The organism is Pedobacter gandavensis (assembly GCF_032677645.1).
Lineage (GTDB): Bacteria > Bacteroidota > Bacteroidia > Sphingobacteriales > Sphingobacteriaceae > Pedobacter > Pedobacter gandavensis_A.
This window is the reverse complement of record NZ_JAVTSB010000009.1, coordinates 51,274-76,999: the sequence shown is the minus strand read 5'-3', so window position 1 is coordinate 76,999 and position 25,726 is coordinate 51,274. Positions and strand designations below refer to the sequence as shown.

Sequence of the window (25,726 nt, the reverse complement as noted above, 5' to 3'; positions counted from 1 at the left end):
ACAATAATGAGAACAATAGACCAGTGTAATTTCAAAGATAAGAAAGCTTTAGTAAGGGTAGATTTTAATGTGCCTTTGGATGCTGAATTCAACATTACAGACGATAAAAGAATGCGTGCGGCTTTGCCTACCATTACTAAAATTCTGAATGATGGTGGTTCGGTTATCCTGATGTCGCATTTAGGTCGTCCAAAAAACGGTCCTGAAGACAAATTTTCTTTGAAACACATCTTAGGTGACCTTTCCAGAATGTTAGACCTGGAAGTGAAGTTTGCAAATGATTGTATTGGAGAAGAAGCCGTAGATAAAGCGAGAAACCTGGAGCCAGGACAAGTTTTACTATTGGAAAACCTTCGTTTCTACAAAGAAGAAGAAAAGGGAGATCAAGATTTTGCAGAGAAATTATCGAAATTAGGTGATGTGTATGTGAATGATGCTTTTGGTACTGCACACCGTGCGCATGCCTCTACAGCAATCATCGCTGAGTTCTTTCCTGAGGCTAAATACTTCGGTTATTTAATGGCTGAAGAGCTTAAAAATGCGGAGAAAGTGACTGAATACCCAGTGAGACCTTTCACGGCAATCATGGGTGGTGCGAAAGTATCTGATAAAATTTTATTAATCGAAAGCCTGTTGGATAAAGTAGATAACCTGATCATCGGTGGTGGTATGGCTTATACTTTTGCAAAGGCTCAGGGTGGCGAAATCGGTACTTCTCTTTTAGAGGAAGACAGAATGGCACTTTGCCTGGAATTGCTGGATAAAGCGAAAGCTAAAGGCGTAAATATCTACCTTCCTTTGGATACCGTAATTGCGGATAAATTCTCCAATGAAGCAGAAAAGAAAAACGTGGATACGGGTTGTATTCCTGCGGACTGGATGGGTCTGGACATAGGTCCAAAAACTATCGCTTTATTTTCTGAAGTAATCAAAGCTTCGAAAACTTTGCTTTGGAATGGCCCGATGGGTGTTTTCGAAATGGCAAACTTCGAACAGGGAACACGTGCAATTGCTAATGCGGTTGTCGCTGCTACTCAGGATAATGGCGCGTTTTCACTGATTGGTGGTGGCGATTCTGCTGCGGCCATCGCGAAATTCAATTTAGAGGATAAAGTGAGCTATGTTTCTACCGGTGGTGGTGCATTATTGGAGTACATGGAAGGTAAAGAATTACCTGGTGTAAAGGCCATCAATAGCTAATTATATTGACTGATAAACAGGACAGGCGTTTCGCTATTTTGCGATGCGCCAGTTTTTTTTACCACCTCATTTACTGTGTTTTCGGTGACGCCAGGGCACAAAAAAAGTGGTATGAATTATGTTGATAATTTTTTGTGGTAGAATGTGGTAAAAAGTGGTAGAAATATCTATTTTTACACTACATTATAAAGACCACATAAAGAAATGGTTCAACTGTTAGGAGAGTTTGATTGTAAATTGGATGCGAAAGGCCGCTTGATGGTTCCTTCGTCTCTGAAAAAACAATTGCCTGATGTTGAGGTAGAGGGACTTGTGATCAATAGAGGTTTTGAAAAACACCTCGTGATCTACCCGAAAAAAGTATGGGAAGGAATAGTGGAAGAGTTGAGTAAGTTGAATCCATACGAACAAAAAAACAGAGAATTTATTCGATACTTCACGCGTGGCGCAACGGAATTGACGTTGGATGCAGCAGGAAGGGTTAATTTACCTAAATCTTTATTGGAGTCTGTAGGCATTGAAATCAACACCGAGTTGGTTTTAGCCTGTCAGTTTGATAAGATCGAGGTATGGTCGAAAAAAGGATATGATGCTTTGTTTGATCAGGAGCCGGCTGACTTTTCAAAACTTGCAGAAGAAGTAATGGGTAATAAAAATAGGAGGAGCGATGGAGAATAGTTACCACATTCCTGTCATGTTGAAAGAATGTATCGAAGGTTTGAATATCAAACCCGATGGCGTATATGTGGACGTTACCTTTGGTGGTGGCGGACATTCAAGAGAAATCCTGAAACATTTAGGAAAAGACGGGGTGTTGATCGCCTTTGATCAGGATCCTGATGCACAAAGGAACAAAATTGATGACCCACGTTTCATTTTTGTAGATCAGAATTTTGCCTTCATCAAAAATAACCTGCGCTTGCTGGGTTATAGAGCGGTAGATGGTATTCTGGCGGATTTAGGCGTTTCCTCACATCAGTTTGATGTTCCGGAACGTGGCTTCTCTACCAGATTTGAATCTGACCTGGATATGCGTATGGACAAACAAGGCGCTTTAACAGCTGCCGATGTATTGAATACCTATGCAGAAGATAAACTACACAAGATTTTCGGAATTTATGGGGAAGTGAAAAATGCAAAGTCACTGGCCCGTGCCGTTGTGACTGGTCGTGTGGAACAACCGATTAAAACCCTTGCGGATTTTAAAAGAGCTGCTGGTGCCCATATCCCTAAAGGGAAGGAAAACAAGTATATGGCTCAGGTTTTTCAGGCTTTACGCATTGAAGTGAACAAAGAAATTGAAGTATTGGAGAACTTTTTAGAGCAAACAGCTGATATCCTGAAACCAGGTGGCCGTTTGGTCGTGATGTCTTACCATTCGCTGGAAGACAGACCGGTAAAAAGTTTCATACAGAAGGGTAAATTCAGAGGTGAAGTAGAGAAAGATTTTTATGGTAATGAACAAAAACCATATAAAATCATTACCAGAAAAGCGGTGATTGCTAACGATGAAGAGTTGGAACGCAACAGTCGCGCAAGGAGTGCGAAACTCAGAATTGGAGAAAAACTATGAATAACCAGTTCAGGCAAAATATAGAAGAGGAAGATCCGGAGGCTGAAGAAATTCAGATTAAGAAACCCCGGAAGAAGCAGAGGGAGCCTGAGAGTGGTAAAGCGTTCTTTAAAAAGTTATTTACCGAAGGGGTAGTGACTAAGGAAGCGGCAACAGATATGTTACCGTTTTTACTGTTTTTGTCAGTTTTGTGTATGCTTTACATCGCAAACAGCCACATGGCAGTGAAGAACATCAGAAGTATTGATAAGTTAAATAAAGAAGTAAAAGAGTTAAGCTGGGAATTTAAATCGCTGAAAGCAGATTTAATGTTCAAAAGTAAGCTGACTGAAGTTGCTAAAAAAGTAGATACGCTAGGGATTAAAGAATTAACTGAACCCCCTAAAAAAATTGTGATACCCGCTAATGAACATTAGAGCAAACATATTACTACGTGTTTATCTGTCATTTGGACTGATTGTACTGCTTGCCGTAGCAGTATTGGTCAGACTATGCGATGTACAATTTGTAGAGGGGCATAAGTGGCGCGCCATGGCCGATAGCCTCTCTACTAAGTATATCAATGTGGAAGCTGCACGTGGAAATATTTATTCCTCAGATGGCAGTCTGCTGGCTACTTCTATCCCTGAATATGAATTGAGGATGGATTTGTATGCCGGTGGGATTGATGATAATAAGGTGTTCTATGCTAAAGTAGACTCTTTAGCGATGAAATTATCGGAGTTCTTTAAGGATAAAAGCCCTAAAGAATATTCGCGTTACCTGCGTTCTGCCAGACAGGATAGTGTGCGTTACCTGTTGATCAAACGTAAAGTAGGCTATCAGGAATTGAAAACAATCAGAACCTTTCCTTTATACAATATTGGTAAGTATTCTGGGGGCTTAATCGCGGTACAACAAAATAAAAGAATTAAACCATTCAAATTTCTGGCTTCCAGAACGATTGGTTATAAAAATGAAAACGTGGCCAATGGTGTAGGTCTGGAAGGTGCTTTCGGCAATTACATCAACGGTGAAAGCGGAAAAAGACTGGTACAACGTATCGCCGGTGGCGTATGGATGCCGGTAAATGATGAAGCAGAGGTTGCCCCTAAAGAAGGAGCAGATATCATCTCTACCATCGATATCAACATGCAGGATTTAGCACAGACCGCTTTGGAAAGACAGCTGAAACTGAGTGATGCAGACCATGGTACGGTGATTCTGATGGAAGTAAATACAGGTGAGGTGAGAGCCGTAGCCAATTACACCAGGGTATCTGAAGGGGTTTACGAAGAGAAATTTAACTATGCGATTGGCGGTAGTCAGGATCCGGGTTCTACCTTTAAGCTGGCTTCTTACATGGCTTTGCTGGAAGATAAAAAGGTAGATACGAATACTTTAGTAGATACGGGAGATGGTTTTTACCGTGTTCCGGGACATACGATTAAGGATTCACACGGTGGTATTGGGGTCGTAACGGTAATGAAAGCTTTTGAGCAGTCGGCAAATACAGCGATTGCTAAACTGGTAAATACGCATTATAAGGATAACCCTTCGCAGTTTACGGATCATTTGTATGACATTCATATGAACGAGAAAATGGGTTTACAGATTCCTGGTGAAGCGCAACCCGTGATCAAAAACCCTTCTAACAGAAGCTGGAATAAGAACCTGACTCTGGCTCAGATGGCCTATGGTTATGAAATGCTGATTACCCCTTTACAGATGCTGGCATTTTATAATGCAGTAGCTAATGATGGGAAATACATTGCACCAATTTTTGTAAGCGAAATCAGAAGATTGGGTAACCCGATTGAGCAGTTTCATGCCAAGGTGATTTCGGAACAGATTTGTTCTGATAAAACCGTAAAGAAATTACAAGCCATGCTGGAAGCAGTGGTGACCAAAGGAACCGGTAAACTGATGGCTTCTCCGTTTTATCGCGTTGCAGGAAAAACAGGGACCGCACAGGTAGCCGATGGTAATAAAGGATATAAAGCGAAAAGAAGTTATCAGGCTTCATTTTGCGGATACTTCCCTGCTGATAAACCGAAATACTCAATTATGGTTTCTATCAATGGCCCTAAGAACGGTTATTATGGGGCAACAGTAGCTGGGCCGGTATTTAAAGAAATTGCAGATCGTATTTACGCAAGTGATATCGAAATGTATAACAATGTTCAGGATCATTTAGTGGGCAATACTAAGAATCCTGAAGCGAAGTCGGGTCAGAGTAAAGCGGTTAAGAAAGTGTACAGCGCTTTCGGAATCAAGGCTTTATATGCCGCAAAGTCGGATTATTTCAATAGCATTGATACCAATAATGGTGTCGTGTACGAAGCGTATAGCGCCGTTAAAGGGGTTATGCCTAATGTAAATGGAATGGGCCTGAAAGATGCTTTATATCTTTTAGGAAATGCGGGTTTAAAAACAAGAGTTGTAGGTAGTGGAAAGGTCTTTAGTCAGTCGATCCCTTCCGGCAGCAAAATAGGTAGAGGATTGGGTGTAGATTTAGAATTAAGATAATATGCAATTACAAGACGTTTTATATGGAATCGCAATAACAAACCTGGTGGGTTCTACCAACAGGGAGATTACTGCGCTTGTTTTTGATTCCCGTCAGGTGGTTAAAGATTCGGTGTTCTTTGCAATAAAAGGAACACTTTCAGATGGACATAAATATATTGACAATACGATACAGGCAGGTGCTTCGGTCATCGTGTGTGAGCAGATCCCTGCGCAGACCGTTCCGGGAGTAGTTTATATACAGGTAGACAATAGTTCGGTAGCCTTAGGAGAAATGGCAGCCAATTATTATGGCAATCCTTCTTCAAAGCTGAAATTGGTGGGTATTACCGGTACGAATGGTAAAACGACGATCGCAACGATCTTGTTTAAGCTTTTCCGTACCCTGGGTTATCATGTAGGATTGATTTCTACGGTACAGAATCACATCGATGATTTAGTGATTCCGGCTACGCATACTACACCTAATCCATTGGCTTTAAATCAATTGTTGCAACAAATGGTGGATGCAGGTTGTGAGTATTGCTTCATGGAAGTGAGTTCTCATGCCGTTGTACAACACCGTATTGAAGGTTTACATTTTGTAGGTGGCGTGTTTTCGAACATCAGTCATGATCATCTGGACTTCCATAAAACGTTCGACAATTACATTAAAGCGAAGAAAGCGTTTTTTGATGGTTTGCCATCGGATGCTTTTGCACTGACCAATCTGGACGATAGAAACGGTATGGTGATGTTGCAGAATACCAAAGCAACGAAAATGACTTATGCCTTAAAGCAACTGGCTAATTTTAAAGCGAAGGTTGTAGAAAATAGTTTCAATGGTCTACACCTGGATATTGATCAGGCAGATGTATTCTTTAAACTGGTTGGTTCTTTCAATGCCTATAACCTGCTCGCTGTTTACGGTACGGCAGTTTTATTAGGCGAAGATAAACTGGAGGTGTTAACTGCTTTGAGTAACCTTACGGGGGCTGAAGGCAGGTTTGATTACATTACTTCCGGTAATCAGATCATCGGGATTGTGGATTATGCACATACACCGGATGCGGTGCAGAATGTATTGAGCACAATTGCTGACATTAGAAAAGGCACAGAGCAGGTGATTACGATCATCGGTTGTGGTGGCGACAGAGACAAAACGAAACGCCCGATCATGGCACAGGTGGCCTGCGATTGGAGCGATAAGGTGATCCTGACTTCGGATAACCCGAGATCAGAGAATCCACAAACGATAGTAGAGGAAATGGAAAAGGGTGTTTCGCCCACAAATAAAAGGAAGACGTTGAGCATAGTAGATAGAAGAGAAGCGATTAAAACGGCTTGCCATTTAGCAAAACCAGGAGATATCATCCTGCTTGCTGGTAAAGGGCATGAAAAGTATCAGGAAATCAATGGCGTAAGGTATCATTTCGATGATAAGGAAATATTAATGGAACAGTTAAACTTGATCAGCTAATGTTATATTATTTATTCGAGTACCTAAACGCAAATTACGATTTCCCTGGATTGAGGTTGTTTCAATACATCACTTTCCGTACTTCTTTAGCGATCATCATTTCTCTAATCATTACCACCGTTTTTGGTCGTAGCATCATCAACTATCTGCAAAAAATGCAGGTGGGTGAAACCGTTAGAAACCTGGGTCTGGAAGGACAAATGCAAAAAGCAGGTACGCCTACGATGGGTGGAATCATGATCCTGCTGGGTATTTTGGTGCCAACACTTTTACTGGCTAACCTTTCTAATATCTATGTATTACTGATGATCATCACCACCGTTTGGATGGGGATTATCGGCTTTGTAGATGATTATATCAAGGTTTTCAGGAAGAATAAAGAAGGTTTAGCAGGTAGGTTTAAAATTGTAGGTCAGGTTGGTCTGGCTTTGATTATTGGCTGGACAATGTATTTCAATCCTAATATTGTAGTGAGACAAACAGTAGATGAGTCTACGGTTTCTAAAGCTTCGACTACGCCAATGGTATTGAGACAAAAAGGAGAGAGCTTTTACTATACGCAGGATGTGAAATCTACGCTGACTAACGTTCCTTTCTATAAAAATAATGAGTTTGATTACGCCAAAGTCCTGAAGTTTTTAGGCGATGGCTATGAGAAATATTCGGTGTTTGTGTTCTTGTTTTTCGTGGTCATCATTGTGACAGCGGTTTCCAACGGGGCAAATATCACGGATGGGATTGACGGGCTGGCCACGGGAACCTCCGCCATTATCGGGATTACACTTGGTTTATTGGCCTATGTATCGGGTAATACCGTGATTGCTGATTACCTGAACATCATGTACATTCCGAATTCGGGGGAGCTGATGATTTTCGCAGGTGCCTTTGTTGGGGCTTGTGTGGGCTTTTTATGGTATAACTCTTACCCTGCACAGGTGTTTATGGGTGATACCGGAAGTCTGGCGATTGGTGGTATCATTGCCGCTTTCGCGATCATGATCCGTAAGGAGTTGTTGATTCCGGTTTTATGTGGGGTATTCCTGATAGAAAACTTATCGGTTATCATCCAGGTGAGCTATTTTAAATATACAAAAAAGCGGTTTGGAGAGGGAAAAAGGGTATTTTTGATGTCCCCTTTACACCACCACTATCAGAAAAAAGGATATCATGAAGCCAAAATCGTAACGCGGTTCTGGATTATTGGAATTTTATTGGCCATCATTACGATCATTACTTTAAAACTTCGATAATGGAAAAGCAAAGGATAGTCGTTTTAGGAGCCGGTGAAAGCGGTGTAGGTGCAGCAATGTTAGCGCAGAAACAAGGATTTGAAGTTTTTGTATCTGATTTTGGTACCATCCCTTCGCAGTATAAAGAACGTTTGCAGGAACTGAATATCGCGTTTGAAGAGCAGCAGCATACCGCTGATCTGATTCTGAATGCGGTAGAGGTGGTCAAGAGCCCGGGTATTCCGGAAACGGCTCCAATGATCAAAGCGCTGAAAGCTAAAGGCATTTCAGTGATCTCGGAGATTGAGTTTGCGAAAAGATATACCAAGGCGAAAACAATCTGTATCACCGGGTCTAATGGTAAAACAACGACTTCCATGTTGACGTACCACATTTTGAAAAATGCGGGATTGAACGTTGCATTGGCAGGAAATATTGGAAATAGCTTTGCCGCTTTAGTCGCAACGGCTGATTTTGACTATTACGTATTGGAAATTTCCAGTTTTATGCTGGATGATATGTATGATTTCAGAGCCGATATCTCCATCTTATTGAACATTACGCCGGATCATTTGGACCGGTACGATTATAAACTGAGTAATTATGCAGCCTCGAAATTGCGGATTACTCAAAATCAGCAGAGTGATGATGTTTTCATTTATTGTGCTGATGACGACGAGACTTTGAAAGCGATGAAGTCAGTCAAAATCAACTCAAAAATGGTTGCTTTTTCTATCCGTAAGGAGATTGAAAACGGCGCCTACCTTGAGGGCAATAACTTACACATCAATCTAAACTTAAAAGAGGAATTAACCATGTCGATCACAGAATTAGCCTTGCAAGGCAAGCATAATGTTTATAATTCTATGGCTGCGGGCATAGTTGCGAAAATATTGGATATCAAAAATTCCGTGATTCGTGAGAGCATGAGTGATTTCAAAAACATTGAGCATCGTTTAGAAAATGTAGGTAAAATCTCCGGTGTGGAGTATATCAACGATTCTAAAGCGACCAATGTAAACTCTACCTGGTATGCGCTGGAAAGTGTAAATCCTGGCGTGATCCTGATTATGGGTGGGGTAGACAAAGGCAATGACTATAGTATGCTGAAAGACCTGGTTCGTGAGAAAGTAAGGGCGATCGTATGCCTGGGGCGTGATAATAAGAGAATCCATGAGGCCTTTGAGGATGATGTGGAAGTGATTGTGAATACGTTTTCTGCAAATGAAGCGGTTCAGGTGGCTTACCATCTGGCAAATAAAGGGAATACGGTGCTGTTATCGCCGGCCTGCGCAAGTTTTGACCTGTTCAAAAATTACGAAGACCGTGGTAATCAGTTTAAAATGGCTGTGAAGGAACTATAAGTTATGATCGCAATTAATCAGATTTTAGACAAGACAAAAGGAGATCGCTGGATATGGCTGATCATTATCCTGTTGTCGCTGATCTCTATACTTACCGTGTATAGTGCTACGGGTACGTATGCCTATAAAGTGAATAAAACCGTTGAAAAGGTCTTATTGACAAAACACCTGATCTTCGTGATCATGGGTATAGGGATGATTTATATTGCGCATTTACTGGATTATAAATATTATGCAGGGATCTCCAAGGTCCTGATGATCATCACCATCCCATTGCTGTTCTATACAGCGGTATTTGGAGCGAACATCAATGAGGCTTCCCGTTGGGTGAAGATTCCTGTGATTGGCTTGACTTTCCAGACTTCCGATTTAGCAAAACTGGCCTTGATTACCTTTCTGGCGAGGATGCTAACGAAGAAGCAAGAAAATATTAAGGATGTAAAAGAAGCTTTTGTCCCGATTATGGGTTCGGTTTGTGTGGTTTTTGCACTGATTGCCTGGGCGAATTTATCGACCGCAATTATGTTGTTTGGCGTAAGTATCTTATTGCTGATCATCGGCAGGATTTCCATCAAACAGATTTCTATCGTATGTGCCGGTGGTGCTGTATTGCTGTTGTTCATCGTGTTTTTAGGACCGAGAGCAGGAACGTATAAATCAAGGGTAAACTCCTTTTTGCATCCGGAGATGCAGAATTCTGATAAAACTTATCAGGCGGATCAATCTAAAATCGCCCTGGCAACAGGTGGTGTTTTTGGAAAAGGCCCGGGAAATAGTACGCAAAGGAACTTTTTACCTCACCCGTACTCAGATTTTATCTTCGCGATTATCGTGGAGGAATATGGTTTAGTAGGAGCAATGACGGTGATTGTGCTGTACCTGGTACTGCTCTATCGATGCGTCCGGATTGTGACGCAGAGTCCCAAGGCCTTCGGGGCTTTACTCGCTGCGGGTTTAAGTTTTAGTCTGACGATACAGGCTTTTGCGAATATGGCCGTAGCGGTAGGTTTAGGTCCGGTTACCGGGGTGCCTTTACCCTTGGTAAGCATGGGAGGTACCTCGATGATTTTTACCAGTATCGCCTTTGGAATTATCCTGAGTGTGAGCAGGGATGTAGAAGAGAATAGTAATAAAAAAGTAGTTGTAGGTGAAATACCTGCAGTGGATTAGAGCAGATGAATAGAGCAACGAGAGTAATTATTTCAGGTGGTGGTACTGGCGGACATATTTTTCCGGCCATATCAATAGCTAATGCTTTAAAACGCATGGAGCCGGGCTGTGAGATTTTATTTGTTGGTGCAACAGGCAGAATGGAAATGGAAAAAGTTCCTGCTGCCGGATATAAAATTATTGGCTTAAACATTAGCGGCTTCCAGCGGGGATCAATCGTTAAGAATTTAAGTCTGCCATTTAAAATGTTTGGCAGCATGCGTAAGGCTTTGCAGTTAATTGCAGATTTTAAACCTGATGTAGTGGTTGGTGTGGGTGGCTATGCTTCCGGACCGATCTTATTTGCTGCTTCCTTAAAAAAGATTCCTTACCTGATTCAGGAGCAAAATTCCTATGCAGGGGTAACCAATAAATGGTTGGGAAAAAACGCAGCGAAAGTATGTGTGGCTTTTGACGAAATGGATCAGTTTTTCCCTGCCGAAAATATCCTGAAAACAGGAAACCCGGTCAGGAAAGATGTGGTGGATATCGCCAGGAAACAACATGCAGGTGCAGAATTATTGAAGCTTGACCCTTTAAAGAAAACCATTCTGGTGACAGGTGGGAGTCTGGGTGCCGGGACTTTAAACAAGAGTATTGAAAAGCATTTACAAGATTTAATTGCTCAGGATGTTCAGGTGATCTGGCAGACGGGTAAATATTATTACAAAGGGATTGTGGAGCGCTTAGGTTTGGAGTACCATCCAAATGTGTGTATTCTGGAATTTCTGAATAAAATGGACATGGCTTATGCTGCTGCCGATCTGATCATTTCCAGAGCAGGTGCAGGCACGATTGCAGAGCTTTGTCTGATTAAAAAACCGGTGATCCTGGTGCCTTCGCCAAATGTGGCTGAAGACCACCAGACAAAAAATGCGATGGCCCTGGTGAAAAACCATGCGGCACTTTTAATCGCCGATCGTTCTGCGGAAGATACCCTGGTATCGGAAGCTTTAAAATTGTTAAATGATAAGGAACGCTGTAAAGTGCTTTCTGAAAATATAGGGAAAATGGCTTTGCCTGATGCGGATAACATCATTGCAGAAGAGGTGTTAATTTTAGCAGGAAAAGGAGGTCTAAGTGAAGTTAGATAAGATTAGAAGAATTTATTTTGTGGGCATCGGTGGGATTGGTATGAGTGCCCTGGCCCGTTACTTCAAAAGCAGAGGTTGCGAGGTTTGTGGTTACGATAAAACCAGTACGAACCTGACAAAGGCTTTAGAAGCCGAAGGGATTGTGATCTCTTACGTAGATGAAGTGTTTACATTGCCGGTAGAATTCCTGACGAAGGATGAATATACTTTAGTGGTATATACGCCTGCGATTCCTAAACACAGTGCTTTGCTTCACTATTTCCAGGAGCAGGAGTTTGTGATGAAGAAACGTTCGGAGGTTTTGGGTATCATTAGCGAAGGGCAGTTTTGTATTGCTGTTGCGGGTACGCATGGAAAAACAACCACTTCTTCGATCATTGCCCATGTGCTAACGGATACTGGTTTTGGTTGTACAGCCTTTTTAGGTGGTATTGCGACGAATTATGATAGTAATTTTATTCTGGGTACTAACCATGTAGTGGTGGTAGAAGCGGATGAGTACGACCGTTCTTTCCTAACCTTACACCCGGATGTATCGGTGATCACTTCTATGGATGCGGATCATTTGGATATCTATGGTGATGCGAGTCAGCTGGAAGAGTCTTTCCGCTTGTTTGCCGGACAATTAAAGCCGGAAGGCAGCTTGTTTGTAAAGGCTGGTTTGCCTTTGGAAGGCGGTCTGAATTACAGCGCCGGGATGTCATCTGAGATCAGAGGAGAAAATATCAGAGTTGTGGGTTCGAAGTTCGTTTTTGATTATGTAGATGCGCAGGTTAAAATAACCGATGTAGAGCTGATGTTACCTGGTACTCATAACGTTGAAAATGCAGTTGCGGCAATCGCAGTGGCCTTAAAGCTGGGCATTGATGCGGATAAAATAAAGGGCGCTATTGCCGGTTTTAAAGGAGTAAAGAGAAGATTTGAATATATAGTTAATACGGATAATCACATTTATATTGACGATTATGCACATCATCCGGAGGAGCTAAAAGCATGTTTTCATGCGGTTAGACAGTTGTATCCGGATAAGAAAATGACGGTGATTTTTCAGCCGCATTTGTTTAGTCGCACACGCGATTTTGCGGCTGGGTTTGCCGAGGTTTTAAGTACGGTAGATGACCTGATTTTACTGGAAATTTACCCGGCTAGAGAGCTGCCGATTGAAGGTGTTGACTCCGCATTTTTGCTGGATAAAATCACCCTGAATAATAAAGAAATTATTGCGAAAGACCTTGTGTTGGAGCGCATTAAAACAAAGAATCCTGAGCTGCTGATTACCGTTGGCGCAGGAGATATTGATACCTTAATACAACCGTTAAAAACTAATTTCACTAATGTTTAAAGACATCAACTGGAAATTTGTATTCAGATGCTTTGCATGGGTTTTTTGCCTGTGTGGGGTGGTTGTGCTCATGAGTTTCATCGGCATGAAGAAGGATACAGTGACCATTACGAATGTCAAAATATTGATTCCCGGTGCGGATAATTTTATCGAGCGGGAAGAGATAGATGCGGTTTTAAAGCAGAGCCAGGGCTCTTTAATCGGTCGCAAGCTGGAAGATATTAACCTTCATGCGATAGAGAAAAAGATCATTTCCAATCCATATATTGCCTCTGCGGTGGTGTATGCGGACATGGATGGGGTGATTCACATTGAAATTAAGCAGCGTCAGCCTATTTTAAGGGTGATTAATGCTGGTGGACAGGACTATTACATTGACCGTGATGGTTTAAAAATGCCGGTGTCTCCGAACTTTACCGCCAATGTTCTGGTGGCTAATGGAAACATTATGGAACGTTTTACTGGCCGGGTGGACACTTTAATCACCAAATTGGCAGCAGATTTGTATGAGACGGCTTTGTTCATCAAGCGCGATACTTTGTGGGATGCACAAATTGAGCAGTTGTATGTTGATGACAAAATGGATATTGAGTTGATCCCAAGAGTAGGTAACCAGCGCATCGTACTGGGTTCTGCTGATTCTTTGCAGGTGAAAATGAGAAATCTTCTGGCGTTTTATAAGCAGGCCATGCCAAAAGTGGGATGGGATACCTATAAAACGATCAATATAAAATATACGAATCAGGTGGTTTGTGAAAAGAGCAAGCCTGACTCGATTATAGTGAATGGGGTGAAGCGGCCTAAGTACACGGAAACGGCCAAAGTAAATAAGGGAGCCATCAATCCATTGGTGTTGCAAGAGATTGCAAAGGAAATGAAAAACGATGCGAACGACCCGGATGTACCGGATGGAGCGGTAGCTGTAGTGCCAGTTAAGCCTCCGACGGAAAAGCCGGCCGTTAAGTTAGCTCCGCCAAAGAAAGCTACGGTAAAACCTCCGGTTAAAAAGACGGAGCCTAAACCGAAGCCCAAAGCGGTAGTTAGCAAGGCAAAAAAGACGGGTACAGTAACTCCGGTAAAAAAGCCGGCTGCAACGAAAGTGGCAGCAAACAAAACAGCAACAACAACTGCTAAGAAACCGGTAACGGCAGCAGAAAAGAGATAAGAATACAGATACCACAAAACAACAAGAATATAACTCAGCAAATCGATATAGTTATGGGCAAAGAAAAATCTATCGTGCAGTCTCCAATCGTAGTAGGATTGGATATTGGTACTACAAAAATTTGCGTGATCGTTGGTCGGCGCACTCAGCATAAAAAAATAGAGGTATTGGGCATTGGAAAAGCGGAATCAGCAGGGGTAACCCGTGGCGTGGTTTCCAACATCCAGAAAACAGTTCAGGGGATCGCACAGGCAGTGGAAGTTGCCAGTGGTCAGTCGAATGTAGAAATCCGCGTGGTGAACGTTGGTATCGCTGGTCAGCATATCAAAAGTTTGCAACACCGTGGGATTTTGACCAGGAGAGAGCTGCACAATGAAATTGGTAAGAAGGATATAGACAAATTAATTGATGACATGTTCAAACTGGTTATGCCCCCGGGAGAAGAAATCATCCATGTCTTGCCTCAGGAATTTACTATCGATAATGAGCCCGGGGTAAAAGACCCGATCGGAATGGCAGGAGTGCGTTTAGAAGCGAACTTCCACATCATTTCCGGACAGGTAACTGCGGTTAAAAATATCATGAGGTGCGTAACCAATGCCGGGTTGCAAACTCAGGAATTAATATTAGAGCCTCTTGCTTCTTCAGAGTCGGTGTTGAGCGACGAAGAGAAGGAAGCTGGTATTGCTTTAGTGGATATTGGTGGTGGTACGACTGATATTGCTATTTTTCATGAAGGTATCATCCGCCATACTGCGGTTATCCCGTTTGGTGGTAACAGCGTAACGGAAGATATTCGTGAGGGATGTTCTGTAATGAGAAACCAGGCTGAATTGTTGAAGACCCGTTTCGGTTCTGCCCTGGCTGAAGAGAACAAAGAAAATGAGATCATTTGCGTTCCCGGACTTCGTGGAAGAGAGCCAAAAGAGATTTCTGTGAAAAACTTAGCTTATGTGATCCAGGCCCGTATGGAAGAAATCATTGAGCATGTTTATTATGAGATTAAGTCTTCAGGTTATGAGAAAAAATTAATCGGTGGTGTAGTGATTACCGGTGGTGGTGCTTTGCTGAAACACCTTTCTCAACTGGTAGAATATGTAACTGGTTTAGATTGCCGCGTTGGTTATCCAAATGAGCATTTGTCGAAATATGAAGACATGCCGAAAACTATTTACGATGATTTGAAAAGCCCGATGTATGCAACCAGTGTTGGTTTGCTGATCAAAGGAATTCAAAAAGCAGAGGAGTTGATTGAAGAAATGAAACAACCAGGGGTTTATGTTGAAAAGCCAAAAGAGGCTAAAGACAAAAACAAAAATTCTGGTGGTGGTCTCTTTGATAAGCTGCTGGCTAAGGCAAAAGACTTTGTTAAAGACGATATGAACGTTAGTGACGAAGATTATATCAAATCCTAAATACTTATCCACAATTGACGATTTTTCCACATTCCAAACAGATATATAAAAGCCCTGTTAAAAAATGGTATTATTACGTTGGTAGATGAACAGGAAAAACGAATTTTTAAACAACTGATTCATAAAGATATGCAGTTCGAAATGTTAAAAGATAAGTCATCAATCATCAAGGTTATTGGTGTTGGTGGCGGTGGTGGTAATGCGGTAAACCATATGTACCGTCAGGGAATTACTGGTGTAGACTTTATTATTTGTAATACAGATGCACAGGCATTGGAGTTTAGTCCGATCCCTAACAAGGTACAATTGGGTGCGAGCTTAACAGAAGGAATGGGCGCAGGCTCTATTCCCGAGGTAGGAAAGAATTCTGCTATAGAGAATATAGATGACATCAAACAAATGCTGGGAAGCACCACAAAGATGTTGTTTATCACTGCCGGAATGGGTGGTGGTACCGGAACAGGTGCAAGCCCGATTATTGCTAAAGCAGCAAAAGAATTAGATATTTTGACAGTTGCTATCGTGACTACGCCATTTGCCTTTGAAGGTAAAAGACGTAAGATGCAAGCCAATGATGGTTTGGATGAGCTGAAGAAATATGTAGACTCTTACCTGGTTATCTCGAACGACAGGTTAAGGGAGATTTTCGGTAACCTGACTTTAGGTTCCGCATTTGCGCAGGCAGATGATATCTTAACTACCGCAGCTAAAGGAATTGCAGAGATCATCACAGTACCTGGTTATATCAACGTGGATTTTAAGGATGTGCGTACGGTAATGAAGGACAGTGGGGTTTCGATCATGGGTAGTTTTGCCTGTGATGGTGAGAATAGAGCATTAAATGCAGTGGAAGGCGCTTTGGCTTCTCCATTGTTAAAAGATAACGAGATTGAAGGCGCCAGATATATTTTATTAAATATCAGTTCAGGATTACGTGAAGTAACGATGGATGAGGTGACGATTATCACGGACTATATTCAGGATAAAGCAGGTCTTTCTGCAGACCTGATCTGGGGTAACTGTATTGATGAGAACCTGGAGGATAAATTATCGGTAACGATTATTGCCACAGGTTTCCAGACGACGGAACAACGTGATGAAGAAAAGAAAAACGTAAGAAAAGTTTCTTTGCTTACGCCTGAGGAGGCACCATTAGTGAAACCGGTAGAAGCTGTTAATTCTTTTATCGCGCCAAGACCGGAAGCTTATTCTAATGAGCCGGTTATGAAAACTAAAGAAGAGATCAAACAGTCTGATCTTTTTGGTGATTTATACGGGAACAATAAAAGAGGTTATCAGGAACCAGACAGCAATGGTATCGTCAGACATACTTTAGTAGAAGAAGAGGCACCGGTTGCAGAAGAGCAGGATCCTTCTTTTGAGTTTGAGATCAAAGTTGCAGAAACTGATTTTACCTTTGAAAAACCAGAATCTGTTTTCCATAACAATGTGGAGCCTCAACACCAGGAAATGGCGGAAGCAGGTGCAGATGATGATAAAAATGATGATTCTATCGAAGATCAATTGAAAAAATCTAAAGAGCGTATCTTGAGATTAAAAGATCTGAGCATGAAACTGAGAACCAGCAATGGTTTACAGGAACTGGAAAACGAGCCGGCTTATAAACGTAAGCAAATGCAGTTGGAACAGGTTCAGCACTCTTCAGAGTCTCAGGTTTCGAGATTTACGTTGAGTAATGATGAGGAAGGATCTACAGAGATCAGACCTAATAACTCATTTTTACACGATAACGTTGATTAGTCAGTCGGTTTAAATATTTTAAAAAGCCTTAGCAATTCTGTTGTTAAGGCTTTTTTGGCATAATAATCGTTAGGGAGCTGTTAAGCGGCTTAAAAGCGCTACCAGGTAAAATTGCTATTGAAGCAGATTAACCTTAAATTTGCAAAAAAATAAGATACATAACATTTAAATAAATACACATTGGATATTTTTGATAAAGTAGCAAAACGCATGGGACCGATTGGTCAGCACCAGAAATGGTCACATGGATATTTCTCTTTTCCTAAATTAGAGGGGGAAATCGCACCTCACATGACTTTTCGTGGCAAAGAACATTTAGTTTGGAGTTTAAACAACTATTTAGGATTAGCAAACCACCCTGAAGTTAGGGAAGCGGATAAGCAGGGTGCGACGGATTTTGGTATGGCCTACCCGATGGGTGCAAGAATGATGTCTGGTAATTCTAAGTACCATGAGCAAATGGAGCAGGAATTAGCCGAATTTGTTGGTAAAGAAGATGCGTTCTTATTGAACTTTGGTTACCAGGGTATGGTTTCGATCATCGATTGTTTAGTAGACAGAAATGACGTCATCGTTTACGATGCGGAATCTCATGCCTGCATTATCGATGGTTTACGTTTGCACATGGGTAAGCGTTTCGTTTACCAGCACAATGATATTGAAAGTGCCCGCAAGCAATTAGAACGTGCTACTAAACTGACTGAACAGTCGGGTGGTGGTATTCTTTTGATTACAGAAGGTGTTTTCGGTATGTCAGGTGCTCAGGGAAAACTGAAGGAACTGATTGAATTGAAGAAAGATTTCGATTTCCGTTTGTTAATCGACGATGCACATGGTTTTGGTACGATGGGCCCAACTGGTGCGGGTACGCATGAGGAGCAAGGCTGTATTGAAGGTGTAGATGTGTACTTCGGTACTTTCGCAAAATCAATGGCAGGTATTGGTGCTTTCGTTGCTTCTACTCAGGAATTAACTAACTATTTCCGTTACAATATGCGTTCGCAGACTTTTGCGAAGGCTTTACCAATGCCGATGGTTATTGGTTTATTGAAAAGATTAGAGTTGCTTAAAAATAACCCGGAATTAAGAGAACGTCTTTGGTTGATCGCAACTACGCTTCAAAAAGGTTTAAGAGAACGTGGTTTTGATTTAGGTATTACCGATACGATGGTAACTCCGGTGTTCTTAAAAGGCGAATTGTTAGAAGCTACGGCATTAACCATGGACTTACGTGAGAACTATGGTATCTTCTGTTCGATTGTGGTTTATCCGGTGATCCCTAAGGGGCTTATTGAGCTGAGGTTGATTCCGACCGCTGTTCATACATTGGAAGACGTACAGCGTACGCTAGATGCTTTTAGCGAAGTGTCTGAGAAGTTGAAAACTGGTTATTATAAGGAACATCAGTTCTCTATGGCTTAGTCCGTTTGATAAGATTAAAGGAAAGACTGCTTTTTTAGGCAGTCTTTTTTTTTGCCTGAAGAATTACTTCTGAAAATATAGTTTTCAAAAGGCCTTTATTTATTGTCTGAAAATCTTTTTTTTATAGAATAAACACCTTACTTTAGTAATAGAGTATCAATCAAACCATTAAAAACTAAAAAGGAGTAAATTAACGATGAAAAAATTTAATGAAGCAAAAGAACTTGTTGCTGCTTTAGAAGCAGATGCAGACAAATTCTACAACAAAGCAAATAGCGCCGCAGGAACACGTGTTCGTAAAGGTATGCAGGATCTTAAAAACTTAGCTCAGGCGATTCGTCTGGAAGTTCAGGAAACTAAAAACAAAGACGCTAAATAAGCTTTTTGATTCAAAAAAAAAGCGTCCAGGCAACCGGGACGCTTTTTTTATGGAATAAGGTTTTTACAGCTTCGCTGTTTTTAACCTGTTTGTTATGCTGTAATTCTGATTGTTTCCGCGATAATCGCTTTGCGAAGTTCCTCAGTTGCCTGTACCAATGGTAAACGTACATAATCATCACATACACCTAATTGTTTCAGGGCCGCTTTTACGCCCCCAGGGTTTCCTTCTGCGAAGATTAATCTGGTGAATTCAATTAAGTCCAGGTGTAAAGGTGTTGCTGCTTTGAAATCGCCGTTTAAACATAATCTGATCATGTCAGACAATTGCTTAGGCAAGGCGTTTCCTACTACAGAGATCACCCCAACTGCACCCAATGCCATCATAGGCAAGGCAATAGGATCATCACCAGAGATCAACATAAAATCAGCTGGCTTATCGCGCAGGATCTGGTTGAACTGGTCGAAACTTCCGGATGCTTCTTTAGTCCCAATGATGTTTTTGAAATCATGCGCTAAACGGCAGGTCGTTTCAGGGCTTACATTGCTGCCCGTACGACCTGGTACATTGTAAAGGAATACAGGTAATGCACTTGCTTCCGATACTGCCTTATAGTGTTGGTAAATGCCTTCCTGAGTTGGCTTATTATAATATGGGCTGGCTGATAAAATGGCATCATAACCAGTCACTTCAAATTCTTTTATACTTTGCGCAAGTTCGGCTGTATCATTTCCTCCGATACCAGCTACCAGTGGTAGACGGCCATTGTTAATTTCAGTAGTAAATTCCCAGATCTTCTTCTTGTCGCTCTTATTCAGTGTTGATGCTTCTCCTGTTGTACCTAAAGATACCAGGTATTCTACTTTTCCTTCAACAAGGTGATTGATGAGGTTTTTAAGGCCTGCATAATCCACTGTTCCGTCTGCATTAAATGGGGTGACCAATGCCACACCCGTTCCGTGAAATTTGTTCATCATTTTTATTTACTTCAATAACGCTAATAGGTCATCCTGTGAAATCAGGGGGACATTCAATTTATTTGCCTTTTCCAATTTGGAAGGTCCCATGTTATCACCCGCGACAAGGTAGTTGAGCTTTGCGGAAATTCCGCTCAGGATCTTACCACCATTGCTTTCTATTATCTCTTTGAGCTCTTCTCTACTGTAATTTTCAAAAACTCCCGAAATTACGAATGTTTTTCCAGTTAACTTGTCACTTTGGAGGGTAATTTCTTTTTCTACCACTTCAAATTGGAGTCCGTACGACTTTAACAGCTCAATTTGATGAATATGTTCCGGTTTTGCGAAGTATTCCAGGATGCTTTCTGCGATTCTTTGCCCGATTTCATCTATTGAAGTGAGTTCTTCCAGGGTTGCGGTCATTAATTTGTCGATATTTTTGGTTCCCATCGCTAATTTACGCGCTACGGTTTCGCCAACATATCGGATGCCTAATCCGAAAAGCACCTTTTCAAATGGCATTTGCTTAGAGTCTTCAATTCCTTTCAGCATATTCTCAATAGAACGTTCTCCGAAGCGCTCTATTGTTTTCAGGTCTTCAGATCTTTCTTTCAGCGTATACAGGTCGCTGATGTGAGCAATCAGGCCGCGCTGGTAAAAGGTTTCGATGGTTTCATCGCCTAATCCGTCGATATTCATCGCCTTGCGGCCGATAAAATGCTGGATTTTACCTACAATTTGTGGCGGACAAGCTTCGTCATTAGGGCAGTAAAAGGCTACTTCGCCTTCTTTTCTGACCAATGGGGTGTTGCATTCCGGACATTCGGTGAGGTAATGTATTTTTAGCGCCCCTGGTTTGCGTTTCTCCAGGTTTACATTGATGATTTTAGGAATGATCTCGCCACCTTTTTCTACAAATACGGTATCTCCTTCATGAAGATCCAGTCTTTCGATTTCATTGGCATTGTGTAGGGTAGCTCTTTTAACGGTTGTTCCGGCCAGTTGAACTGGTTTTAAATTGGCTACAGGGGTAACAGCACCGGTTCTTCCCACCTGGTAACTTACTTTTTCCAGGATGGTTTCTACTTCCTGTGCTTTGTATTTATAAGAGATTGCCCAACGTGGAGATTTGGCGGTAAAACCCAGTTCCTGCTGTTGTGCATAGCTGTTTACTTTGATGACGATCCCGTCGATGTCATAAGAAAGGTTGAAACGTTGTTCTTCCCATTTATGGACAAAGGCAAGGACATCGTCGATGCTGCTGCTCAGTTCGGTATGTTCACAAACATTGAATCCCCATTCTTTTAAGCTTTGCAGGCTTTCCCAATGGGTTTTGAAGTAGTTTTTGTCAGTATTCATGGAATACAGGAAGCAGTCTAAGGGGCGTCTGGCAACTTCTTTAGAATCCTGCATTTTAACGGTTCCTGCGGCAAAGTTTCTCGGGTTGGCATATTGTACCTCCCCAAGTTCTTCGCGTTCTCTGTTGAGGCGGTCGAAGGCTGCACGGTGCATAAATATCTCTCCTCTGATTTCAAACAGGGGAGGAATGCTTTCGTCTTTTAACTGATGGGGGATATTGCTGATGGTTTTGATGTTGGCCGTCACCACATCGCCTTTAGTGCCATCGCCACGGGTAACCGCGCGAACGAGTTTGTTGTTTTCGTAAGTTAAACTGATGGATAGTCCGTCGAATTTAAGTTCACAAACATACTCAAACTGATCTCCGATTGTTTTCCTGACACGTTCGTCGAAGTCGCGCAGGTCTTGTTCGTTATAGGTATTCCCTAAAGAAAGCATTGGCCATCTGTGGGCTACGGTCTTGAAAGATTTGGTGATATCTCCGCCCACTTTTTGTGTAGGGGAGTTGGGGTCAGCGAATTCCGGATGTGCTTTTTCAAGTTGCTCCAGCTCTGCTAATTTCTTGTCGAACTCGTAATCTGCAATGGTAGGCATCGCCAGTACATAATAATTGTAACTATGTTGGTTAAGCTCCTTAACCAAGGCTTCCATTTTGTCTTTAATCTCCATAAGTGGCATAGGACAAAGATAGAAAATCTCAGATTATAAAGGGGGCAGAATACTTTCTATGCGCTTAAAAATGTCGAGGTATTCCGGTTCTACAGCATCGCGGTAGATGATGAGCTTTTCGGTGAGGAGTTCGGTCTGTGCTTCTGTGAAAGGATTTGGCCAGATGCGCATACAGATTCTGTTGAGCGCATAAGAAATGTTTTCAATCTTCTGGTAGCTGAACAGGTAGCGGCTGCTGATGAAGTTCTCCAGGAATTTAAGGAATACGCTGGTATCTGCTACGCCGCAGTTGCTAAGGAAGGTTTCAACGGCTTTCTTATCAGATTTGATGAGTTGCTCGTAAAAGGTATTGATGTTGACGATGCCTTTTGTGGTCAGAATATGGTCCAACACAAGTTCAATCCCAATATGTGCGAGGAAAAATGGTTTCACGGGACTGTTTTCACAAAGGGGTAAGATCAGTTGTTTCAGCGCTGCGGTTTGCACTTTAAAGAAGTCTGAATTATGGAATACACGGTCTACTTCGAGGTGTCTTTCCCAGCCTTTTAACAGCGAAGCCTGATTTGGATCTTTTAAAAAAAGGTGTTTTTCTTTTAGGGGGTAGAGGTTACTTTCTTTCTGTGCATTTTTGATCAGATCGGGCAATATGACACCTAAGACGATGTTTTCGTCAGTGTTGTTTCGTTCAAAATAATAGTGGGAAAGAAAGTTCATCGGTTTAAAAGTAGCGATTTTTGTTCAGTTTCGCTGTTTCTGAGGGGGATTGAATTCCGGGAAGGCCATAGCTTGTTCCATATTTGTCTTATATTTGCGACAAACTAAGGAGATACATAATGACCAATTTCGTTGAAGAATTACGCTGGAGAGGCATGTTGCAGGATATAATGCCTGGTACTGAAGAAAAATTAAATGAAGGCATGACATCGGGGTACATCGGCTTTGATCCAACAGCAGATTCACTGCATGTGGGTCACCTGACTCAGATCATGACTTTAATTCATTTTCAACGTGCCGGACATAAGCCTTATGCTTTGGTAGGTGGTGCAACCGGAATGGTTGGTGATCCTTCGGGGAAATCTGATGAGCGTAATTTGCAGACAGAGGATATGGTAGAACATAACCTTGCAGGCATGAAAAAGCAGCTTATGAAGTTTTTGAACTTTGAAGATGCTGGAAATGGTGCGGTAATGGTGAACAATAATGACTGGTTTAAGGATATGAATCTTTTTACTTTTATCAGAGATGTTGGTAAGCACATTACAGTGAATTATATGATGGCAAAAGATAGTGTAAAGAGACGTCTTGAAGGTGATTCAGGTTTGTCATTTACAGAGTTTTGCTACCAGTTGATTCAGGGTTTCGACTTTTACTACTTGTGGAAACACCACAACTGTTTAATTCAGATGGGTGGTTCAGATCAATGGGGAAATATCGTGACCGGTACGGAATTGATCAGACGTAAGGATGCAGGTACTGCTTTTGCGGTAACGACAAAGTTGATTAAGAAAGCTGACGGTACTAAATTCGGTAAAACGGAAAGCGGTGCGGTTTGGTTGGCTCCGGAGAAAACTTCTCCTTACAAATTCTACCAGTTCTGGTTGAATGCTTCTGATGATGATACTAAAAAATGGATCAGAATCTTCACTTTGAAATCTCAGGAAGAAATCGAAGATTTAGAGGTAGAGCATGATGCAGCACCTCATTTACGCATCTTGCAGAAAGCTTTAGCGGAAGATATTACCGTGAGAACACATTCTGCGGAAGCTTTGGAAACTGCTGTTAAAACTTCTGAATTTTTATTCGGTAATGGTTCTTTAGAGTTTTTCAAGACTTTAAATGAAACTCAGGTATTGGAGATTTTTGAGGGTATTCCTCAGTTTGAGATTTCTAAAGAAGAGTTGATGTTGGGTATTGATGCAGCGACTTTATTAGCGGAGAAATCGACAGTATTTGCTTCTAAAGGAGAAGCGAAGAAATTGATTCAAGGCGGTGGTGTTTCTGTAAACAGAGAGAAACTGAAAGATGCAGGAGAAGTTATTGGTTCGGAACACCTTTTAAATGATCAGTTTATCATTGTACAAAAAGGAAAGAAAAATTATTTCTTATTGAGCGTTAAATAGTAGGTTGAGCTTTTAAAGCCGGCTTTTGATGATATATTCAGGAGACAAGTTTTGTCTCTTATGAAAAATCCCGGTCTGATTAGAACCGGGATTTTTTATGCTATAAATTAAGGGTATTTAGTTTTTTATTGAACGAGCAGGTTGCAACCTCTGATGTCTGCATTATCGAACCTGCCTAGTACTTCAAATGAGCCGTCAGGGAATAAGCGTCCTAAATCCTGAGTAGCGATAAAAGCGCAGGAATTGAGGTTGGAAAGGTCGATGACATTGATGCCACCACTGCTTTTACTGTTGTTACCGATGATGAGGCTTAAAGGATCATTGACGTCGCGGAGGTAGATTTTCATCCATGGCGGACAGTTGAAAATGCCAACTCCCCGGGAGTAAGCCTGGCCCAGAAGTTCAGTCATGCCATATTCGCTATGGATACTGGTTACGCCAAATCCCTCTTGAAGGAGTTGATGTAATTCTTCTCTTACCATCTCTTTTCTTTTTCCTTTCATGCCACCAGTTTCCATAACCACCAGTTCAGGGAAATTTAGCTGATACTTTTCGATAAAGTCGAGCAGGGCATAGGTTACACCGATCAGGATGGTCTTTTGTCCGCTGGCTTGTAGTTGTGTTAACTTTTGGTGTAGCTCTTCATGGTTATGCAGGAAATAACCACTATCCGGATGTTTGCTGTCTCTGATCAGGGCATCTACCATGTAGATTAAGGAAGAACCGTCGCGTTCCAGGTAGGAAGGCAACAGGGCTAGAAAACAGGTGTTTTCTATGCTGCCATAAAACTGTTCAAAAGCCAGGTTAAAGCTTTGGTCGTAGATAGAAAGATCTGTCACCAGATGTTTACTTTGGGACATTCCGGTGGTTCCGGAGCTGCTGAAAGTAATTTCTACCGGGTGGGTGCTGCTCAATACTTCATGAGTTTTGAAAAAGCCGATGGGTAGAAATGGGATCTCTTTTGAAGATGTTATCTCCTCTGGCTTCACTTTAAGGTGAGACATCCAGGCTTTATATACGCTACAGTTTTCTGCCTGGTGTTTAAACACCTTGAGGCAGATTTCTTCAAACTGATCGTTATTGGAGATAGAAAATATTTGCTTGATTAAGTCCTTCACCCTGCAAAAATACACAAGATTGCTTTAGTTGGCGAACTGATTTTTATTTAGCAATGCTTTTCTGAACTGGTAGCCACAGAAACCGCTTACTCCAGCTACAAAAGCACCGATAATTGAGGTTAATGCGAGTACAAGGTACCAGCTTTTTACACCGATCATTTCGGCCACACGGGTAGCAAGGATATGATCATTTGGAATGCTTTTGAAAAGTGCCATTCCGGTCCAGAGCAATAATATGGCAAAGAAAGGGGCCCATAAAGATATTTTAGCGGTCTTGCCGATTAATCCGCAGGTAGCGAAAGCAATCACAATGATGATCCACCAGGGAAGTACCATTTGAAGGAGGAATGATGCGATTAGGATAACTATAAAAACCATATC

At 41.7% G+C, this 25,726-nt stretch carries 22 protein-coding genes; 17 read left to right on the top strand and 5 right to left on the bottom strand.

What is annotated here, in order from left to right:
* Window positions 1–6 precede the first annotated feature (6 nt).
* The 16 genes from R2Q66_RS15875 (at window position 7) to R2Q66_RS15800 (ending at window position 19,120) form a co-directional block, all read left to right on the top strand.
* Window positions 7–1,200: a phosphoglycerate kinase gene (locus R2Q66_RS15875; protein WP_316750725.1), complete on the top strand. Its 1,194-nt coding sequence runs from the start codon at window positions 7–9 to the stop codon at window positions 1,198–1,200.
* A gap of 204 nt (window positions 1,201–1,404) precedes the next feature.
* The gene (mraZ, locus tag R2Q66_RS15870) at window positions 1,405–1,878 is read left to right on the top strand and encodes a division/cell wall cluster transcriptional repressor MraZ (RefSeq protein WP_316750723.1); all 474 of its coding nucleotides are present in this window, start codon (window positions 1,405–1,407) and stop codon (window positions 1,876–1,878) included.
* Window positions 1,868–2,773: a 16S rRNA (cytosine(1402)-N(4))-methyltransferase RsmH gene (gene rsmH, locus R2Q66_RS15865; RefSeq protein ID WP_316750721.1), complete on the top strand. Its 906-nt coding sequence runs from the start codon at window positions 1,868–1,870 to the stop codon at window positions 2,771–2,773. The genes mraZ and rsmH overlap by 11 nt, the downstream gene beginning before the upstream one ends.
* Window positions 2,770–3,189 carry an FtsL-like putative cell division protein gene (locus R2Q66_RS15860; protein WP_316750719.1) on the top strand — a complete coding sequence of 140 codons (420 nt, stop codon included), beginning with the start codon at window positions 2,770–2,772 and terminating at the stop codon, window positions 3,187–3,189. The genes rsmH and R2Q66_RS15860 overlap by 4 nt, the downstream gene beginning before the upstream one ends.
* Window positions 3,179–5,281 (top strand): penicillin-binding protein, encoded by a 2,103-nt coding sequence (locus R2Q66_RS15855; protein WP_316750717.1) that lies wholly within the window; start codon window positions 3,179–3,181, stop codon window positions 5,279–5,281. Before R2Q66_RS15860 ends, R2Q66_RS15855 begins: the two co-directional genes overlap by 11 nt.
* A 1-nt stretch (window position 5,282) precedes the next feature.
* Entirely contained in the window at window positions 5,283–6,740 is a 1,458-nt protein-coding gene (locus tag R2Q66_RS15850) for a UDP-N-acetylmuramoyl-L-alanyl-D-glutamate--2,6-diaminopimelate ligase (protein WP_316750715.1), read from the top strand.
* Entirely contained in the window at window positions 6,740–7,990 is a 1,251-nt protein-coding gene (gene mraY / locus R2Q66_RS15845; protein ID WP_316750713.1) for a phospho-N-acetylmuramoyl-pentapeptide-transferase, read from the top strand. Before R2Q66_RS15850 ends, mraY begins: the two co-directional genes overlap by 1 nt.
* The gene (gene murD, locus R2Q66_RS15840) at window positions 7,990–9,333 is read left to right on the top strand and encodes a UDP-N-acetylmuramoyl-L-alanine--D-glutamate ligase (RefSeq protein ID WP_316750711.1); all 1,344 of its coding nucleotides are present in this window, start codon (window positions 7,990–7,992) and stop codon (window positions 9,331–9,333) included. The genes mraY and murD overlap by 1 nt, the downstream gene beginning before the upstream one ends.
* Window positions 9,334–9,336: 3 nt before the next feature.
* The gene (locus R2Q66_RS15835; protein ID WP_316750709.1) at window positions 9,337–10,503 is read left to right on the top strand and encodes an FtsW/RodA/SpoVE family cell cycle protein; all 1,167 of its coding nucleotides are present in this window, start codon (window positions 9,337–9,339) and stop codon (window positions 10,501–10,503) included.
* 5 nt (window positions 10,504–10,508) lie between these two features.
* Window positions 10,509–11,636 carry an undecaprenyldiphospho-muramoylpentapeptide beta-N-acetylglucosaminyltransferase gene (gene murG, locus R2Q66_RS15830; protein ID WP_316750707.1) on the top strand — a complete coding sequence of 376 codons (1,128 nt, stop codon included), beginning with the start codon at window positions 10,509–10,511 and terminating at the stop codon, window positions 11,634–11,636.
* Window positions 11,623–12,978: a UDP-N-acetylmuramate--L-alanine ligase gene (gene murC, locus R2Q66_RS15825; RefSeq protein ID WP_316750705.1), complete on the top strand. Its 1,356-nt coding sequence runs from the start codon at window positions 11,623–11,625 to the stop codon at window positions 12,976–12,978. The genes murG and murC overlap by 14 nt, the downstream gene beginning before the upstream one ends.
* Window positions 12,971–14,143: a cell division protein FtsQ gene (locus R2Q66_RS15820; RefSeq protein ID WP_316750702.1), complete on the top strand. Its 1,173-nt coding sequence runs from the start codon at window positions 12,971–12,973 to the stop codon at window positions 14,141–14,143. The genes murC and R2Q66_RS15820 overlap by 8 nt, the downstream gene beginning before the upstream one ends.
* A gap of 53 nt (window positions 14,144–14,196) precedes the next feature.
* A complete protein-coding gene (gene ftsA / locus R2Q66_RS15815; protein ID WP_316750700.1) occupies window positions 14,197–15,558 on the top strand; it encodes a cell division protein FtsA in 1,362 nt (453 codons plus the stop codon).
* 129 nt (window positions 15,559–15,687) lie between these two features.
* The gene (ftsZ, locus tag R2Q66_RS15810) at window positions 15,688–17,319 is read left to right on the top strand and encodes a cell division protein FtsZ (protein WP_316750698.1); all 1,632 of its coding nucleotides are present in this window, start codon (window positions 15,688–15,690) and stop codon (window positions 17,317–17,319) included.
* Between the two features lie 180 nt (window positions 17,320–17,499).
* Entirely contained in the window at window positions 17,500–18,741 is a 1,242-nt protein-coding gene (locus R2Q66_RS15805) for an aminotransferase class I/II-fold pyridoxal phosphate-dependent enzyme (protein WP_316750696.1), read from the top strand.
* 196 nt (window positions 18,742–18,937) lie between these two features.
* A complete protein-coding gene (locus tag R2Q66_RS15800) occupies window positions 18,938–19,120 on the top strand; it encodes a hypothetical protein (RefSeq protein WP_062547107.1) in 183 nt (60 codons plus the stop codon).
* A gap of 92 nt (window positions 19,121–19,212) precedes the next feature.
* On the opposite strand, the gene dapA is transcribed toward R2Q66_RS15800, so the two are convergent.
* From dapA to R2Q66_RS15785, 3 genes are read right to left on the bottom strand one after another with little or no spacing between them, the layout of a single operon-like run.
* Window positions 19,213–20,094, bottom strand: coding sequence for a 4-hydroxy-tetrahydrodipicolinate synthase (gene dapA / locus R2Q66_RS15795; RefSeq protein WP_316751078.1), 882 nt, complete (start codon window positions 20,092–20,094; stop codon window positions 19,213–19,215).
* A gap of 9 nt (window positions 20,095–20,103) precedes the next feature.
* Entirely contained in the window at window positions 20,104–22,116 is a 2,013-nt protein-coding gene (gene ligA / locus R2Q66_RS15790) for an NAD-dependent DNA ligase LigA (protein WP_316750693.1), read from the bottom strand.
* 24 nt (window positions 22,117–22,140) lie between these two features.
* Entirely contained in the window at window positions 22,141–22,821 is a 681-nt protein-coding gene (locus R2Q66_RS15785; protein WP_316750691.1) for a hypothetical protein, read from the bottom strand.
* Between the two features lie 119 nt (window positions 22,822–22,940).
* On the opposite strand from R2Q66_RS15785, the gene tyrS reads away from it, so the two are divergent.
* Window positions 22,941–24,227: a tyrosine--tRNA ligase gene (tyrS, locus tag R2Q66_RS15780; RefSeq protein WP_316750688.1), complete on the top strand. Its 1,287-nt coding sequence runs from the start codon at window positions 22,941–22,943 to the stop codon at window positions 24,225–24,227.
* Window positions 24,228–24,352: 125 nt separating this feature from the next.
* Here tyrS and R2Q66_RS15775 read toward each other — a convergent pair whose 3' ends face one another.
* Window positions 24,353–25,345 carry an acyl transferase gene (locus R2Q66_RS15775; protein WP_316750685.1) on the bottom strand — a complete coding sequence of 331 codons (993 nt, stop codon included), beginning with the start codon at window positions 25,343–25,345 and terminating at the stop codon, window positions 24,353–24,355.
* Window positions 25,346–25,369: 24 nt separating this feature from the next.
* Window positions 25,370–25,723: a hypothetical protein gene (locus R2Q66_RS15770; RefSeq protein WP_316750683.1), complete on the bottom strand. Its 354-nt coding sequence runs from the start codon at window positions 25,721–25,723 to the stop codon at window positions 25,370–25,372.
* Between the last annotated feature and the right edge of the window lie 3 nt (window positions 25,724–25,726).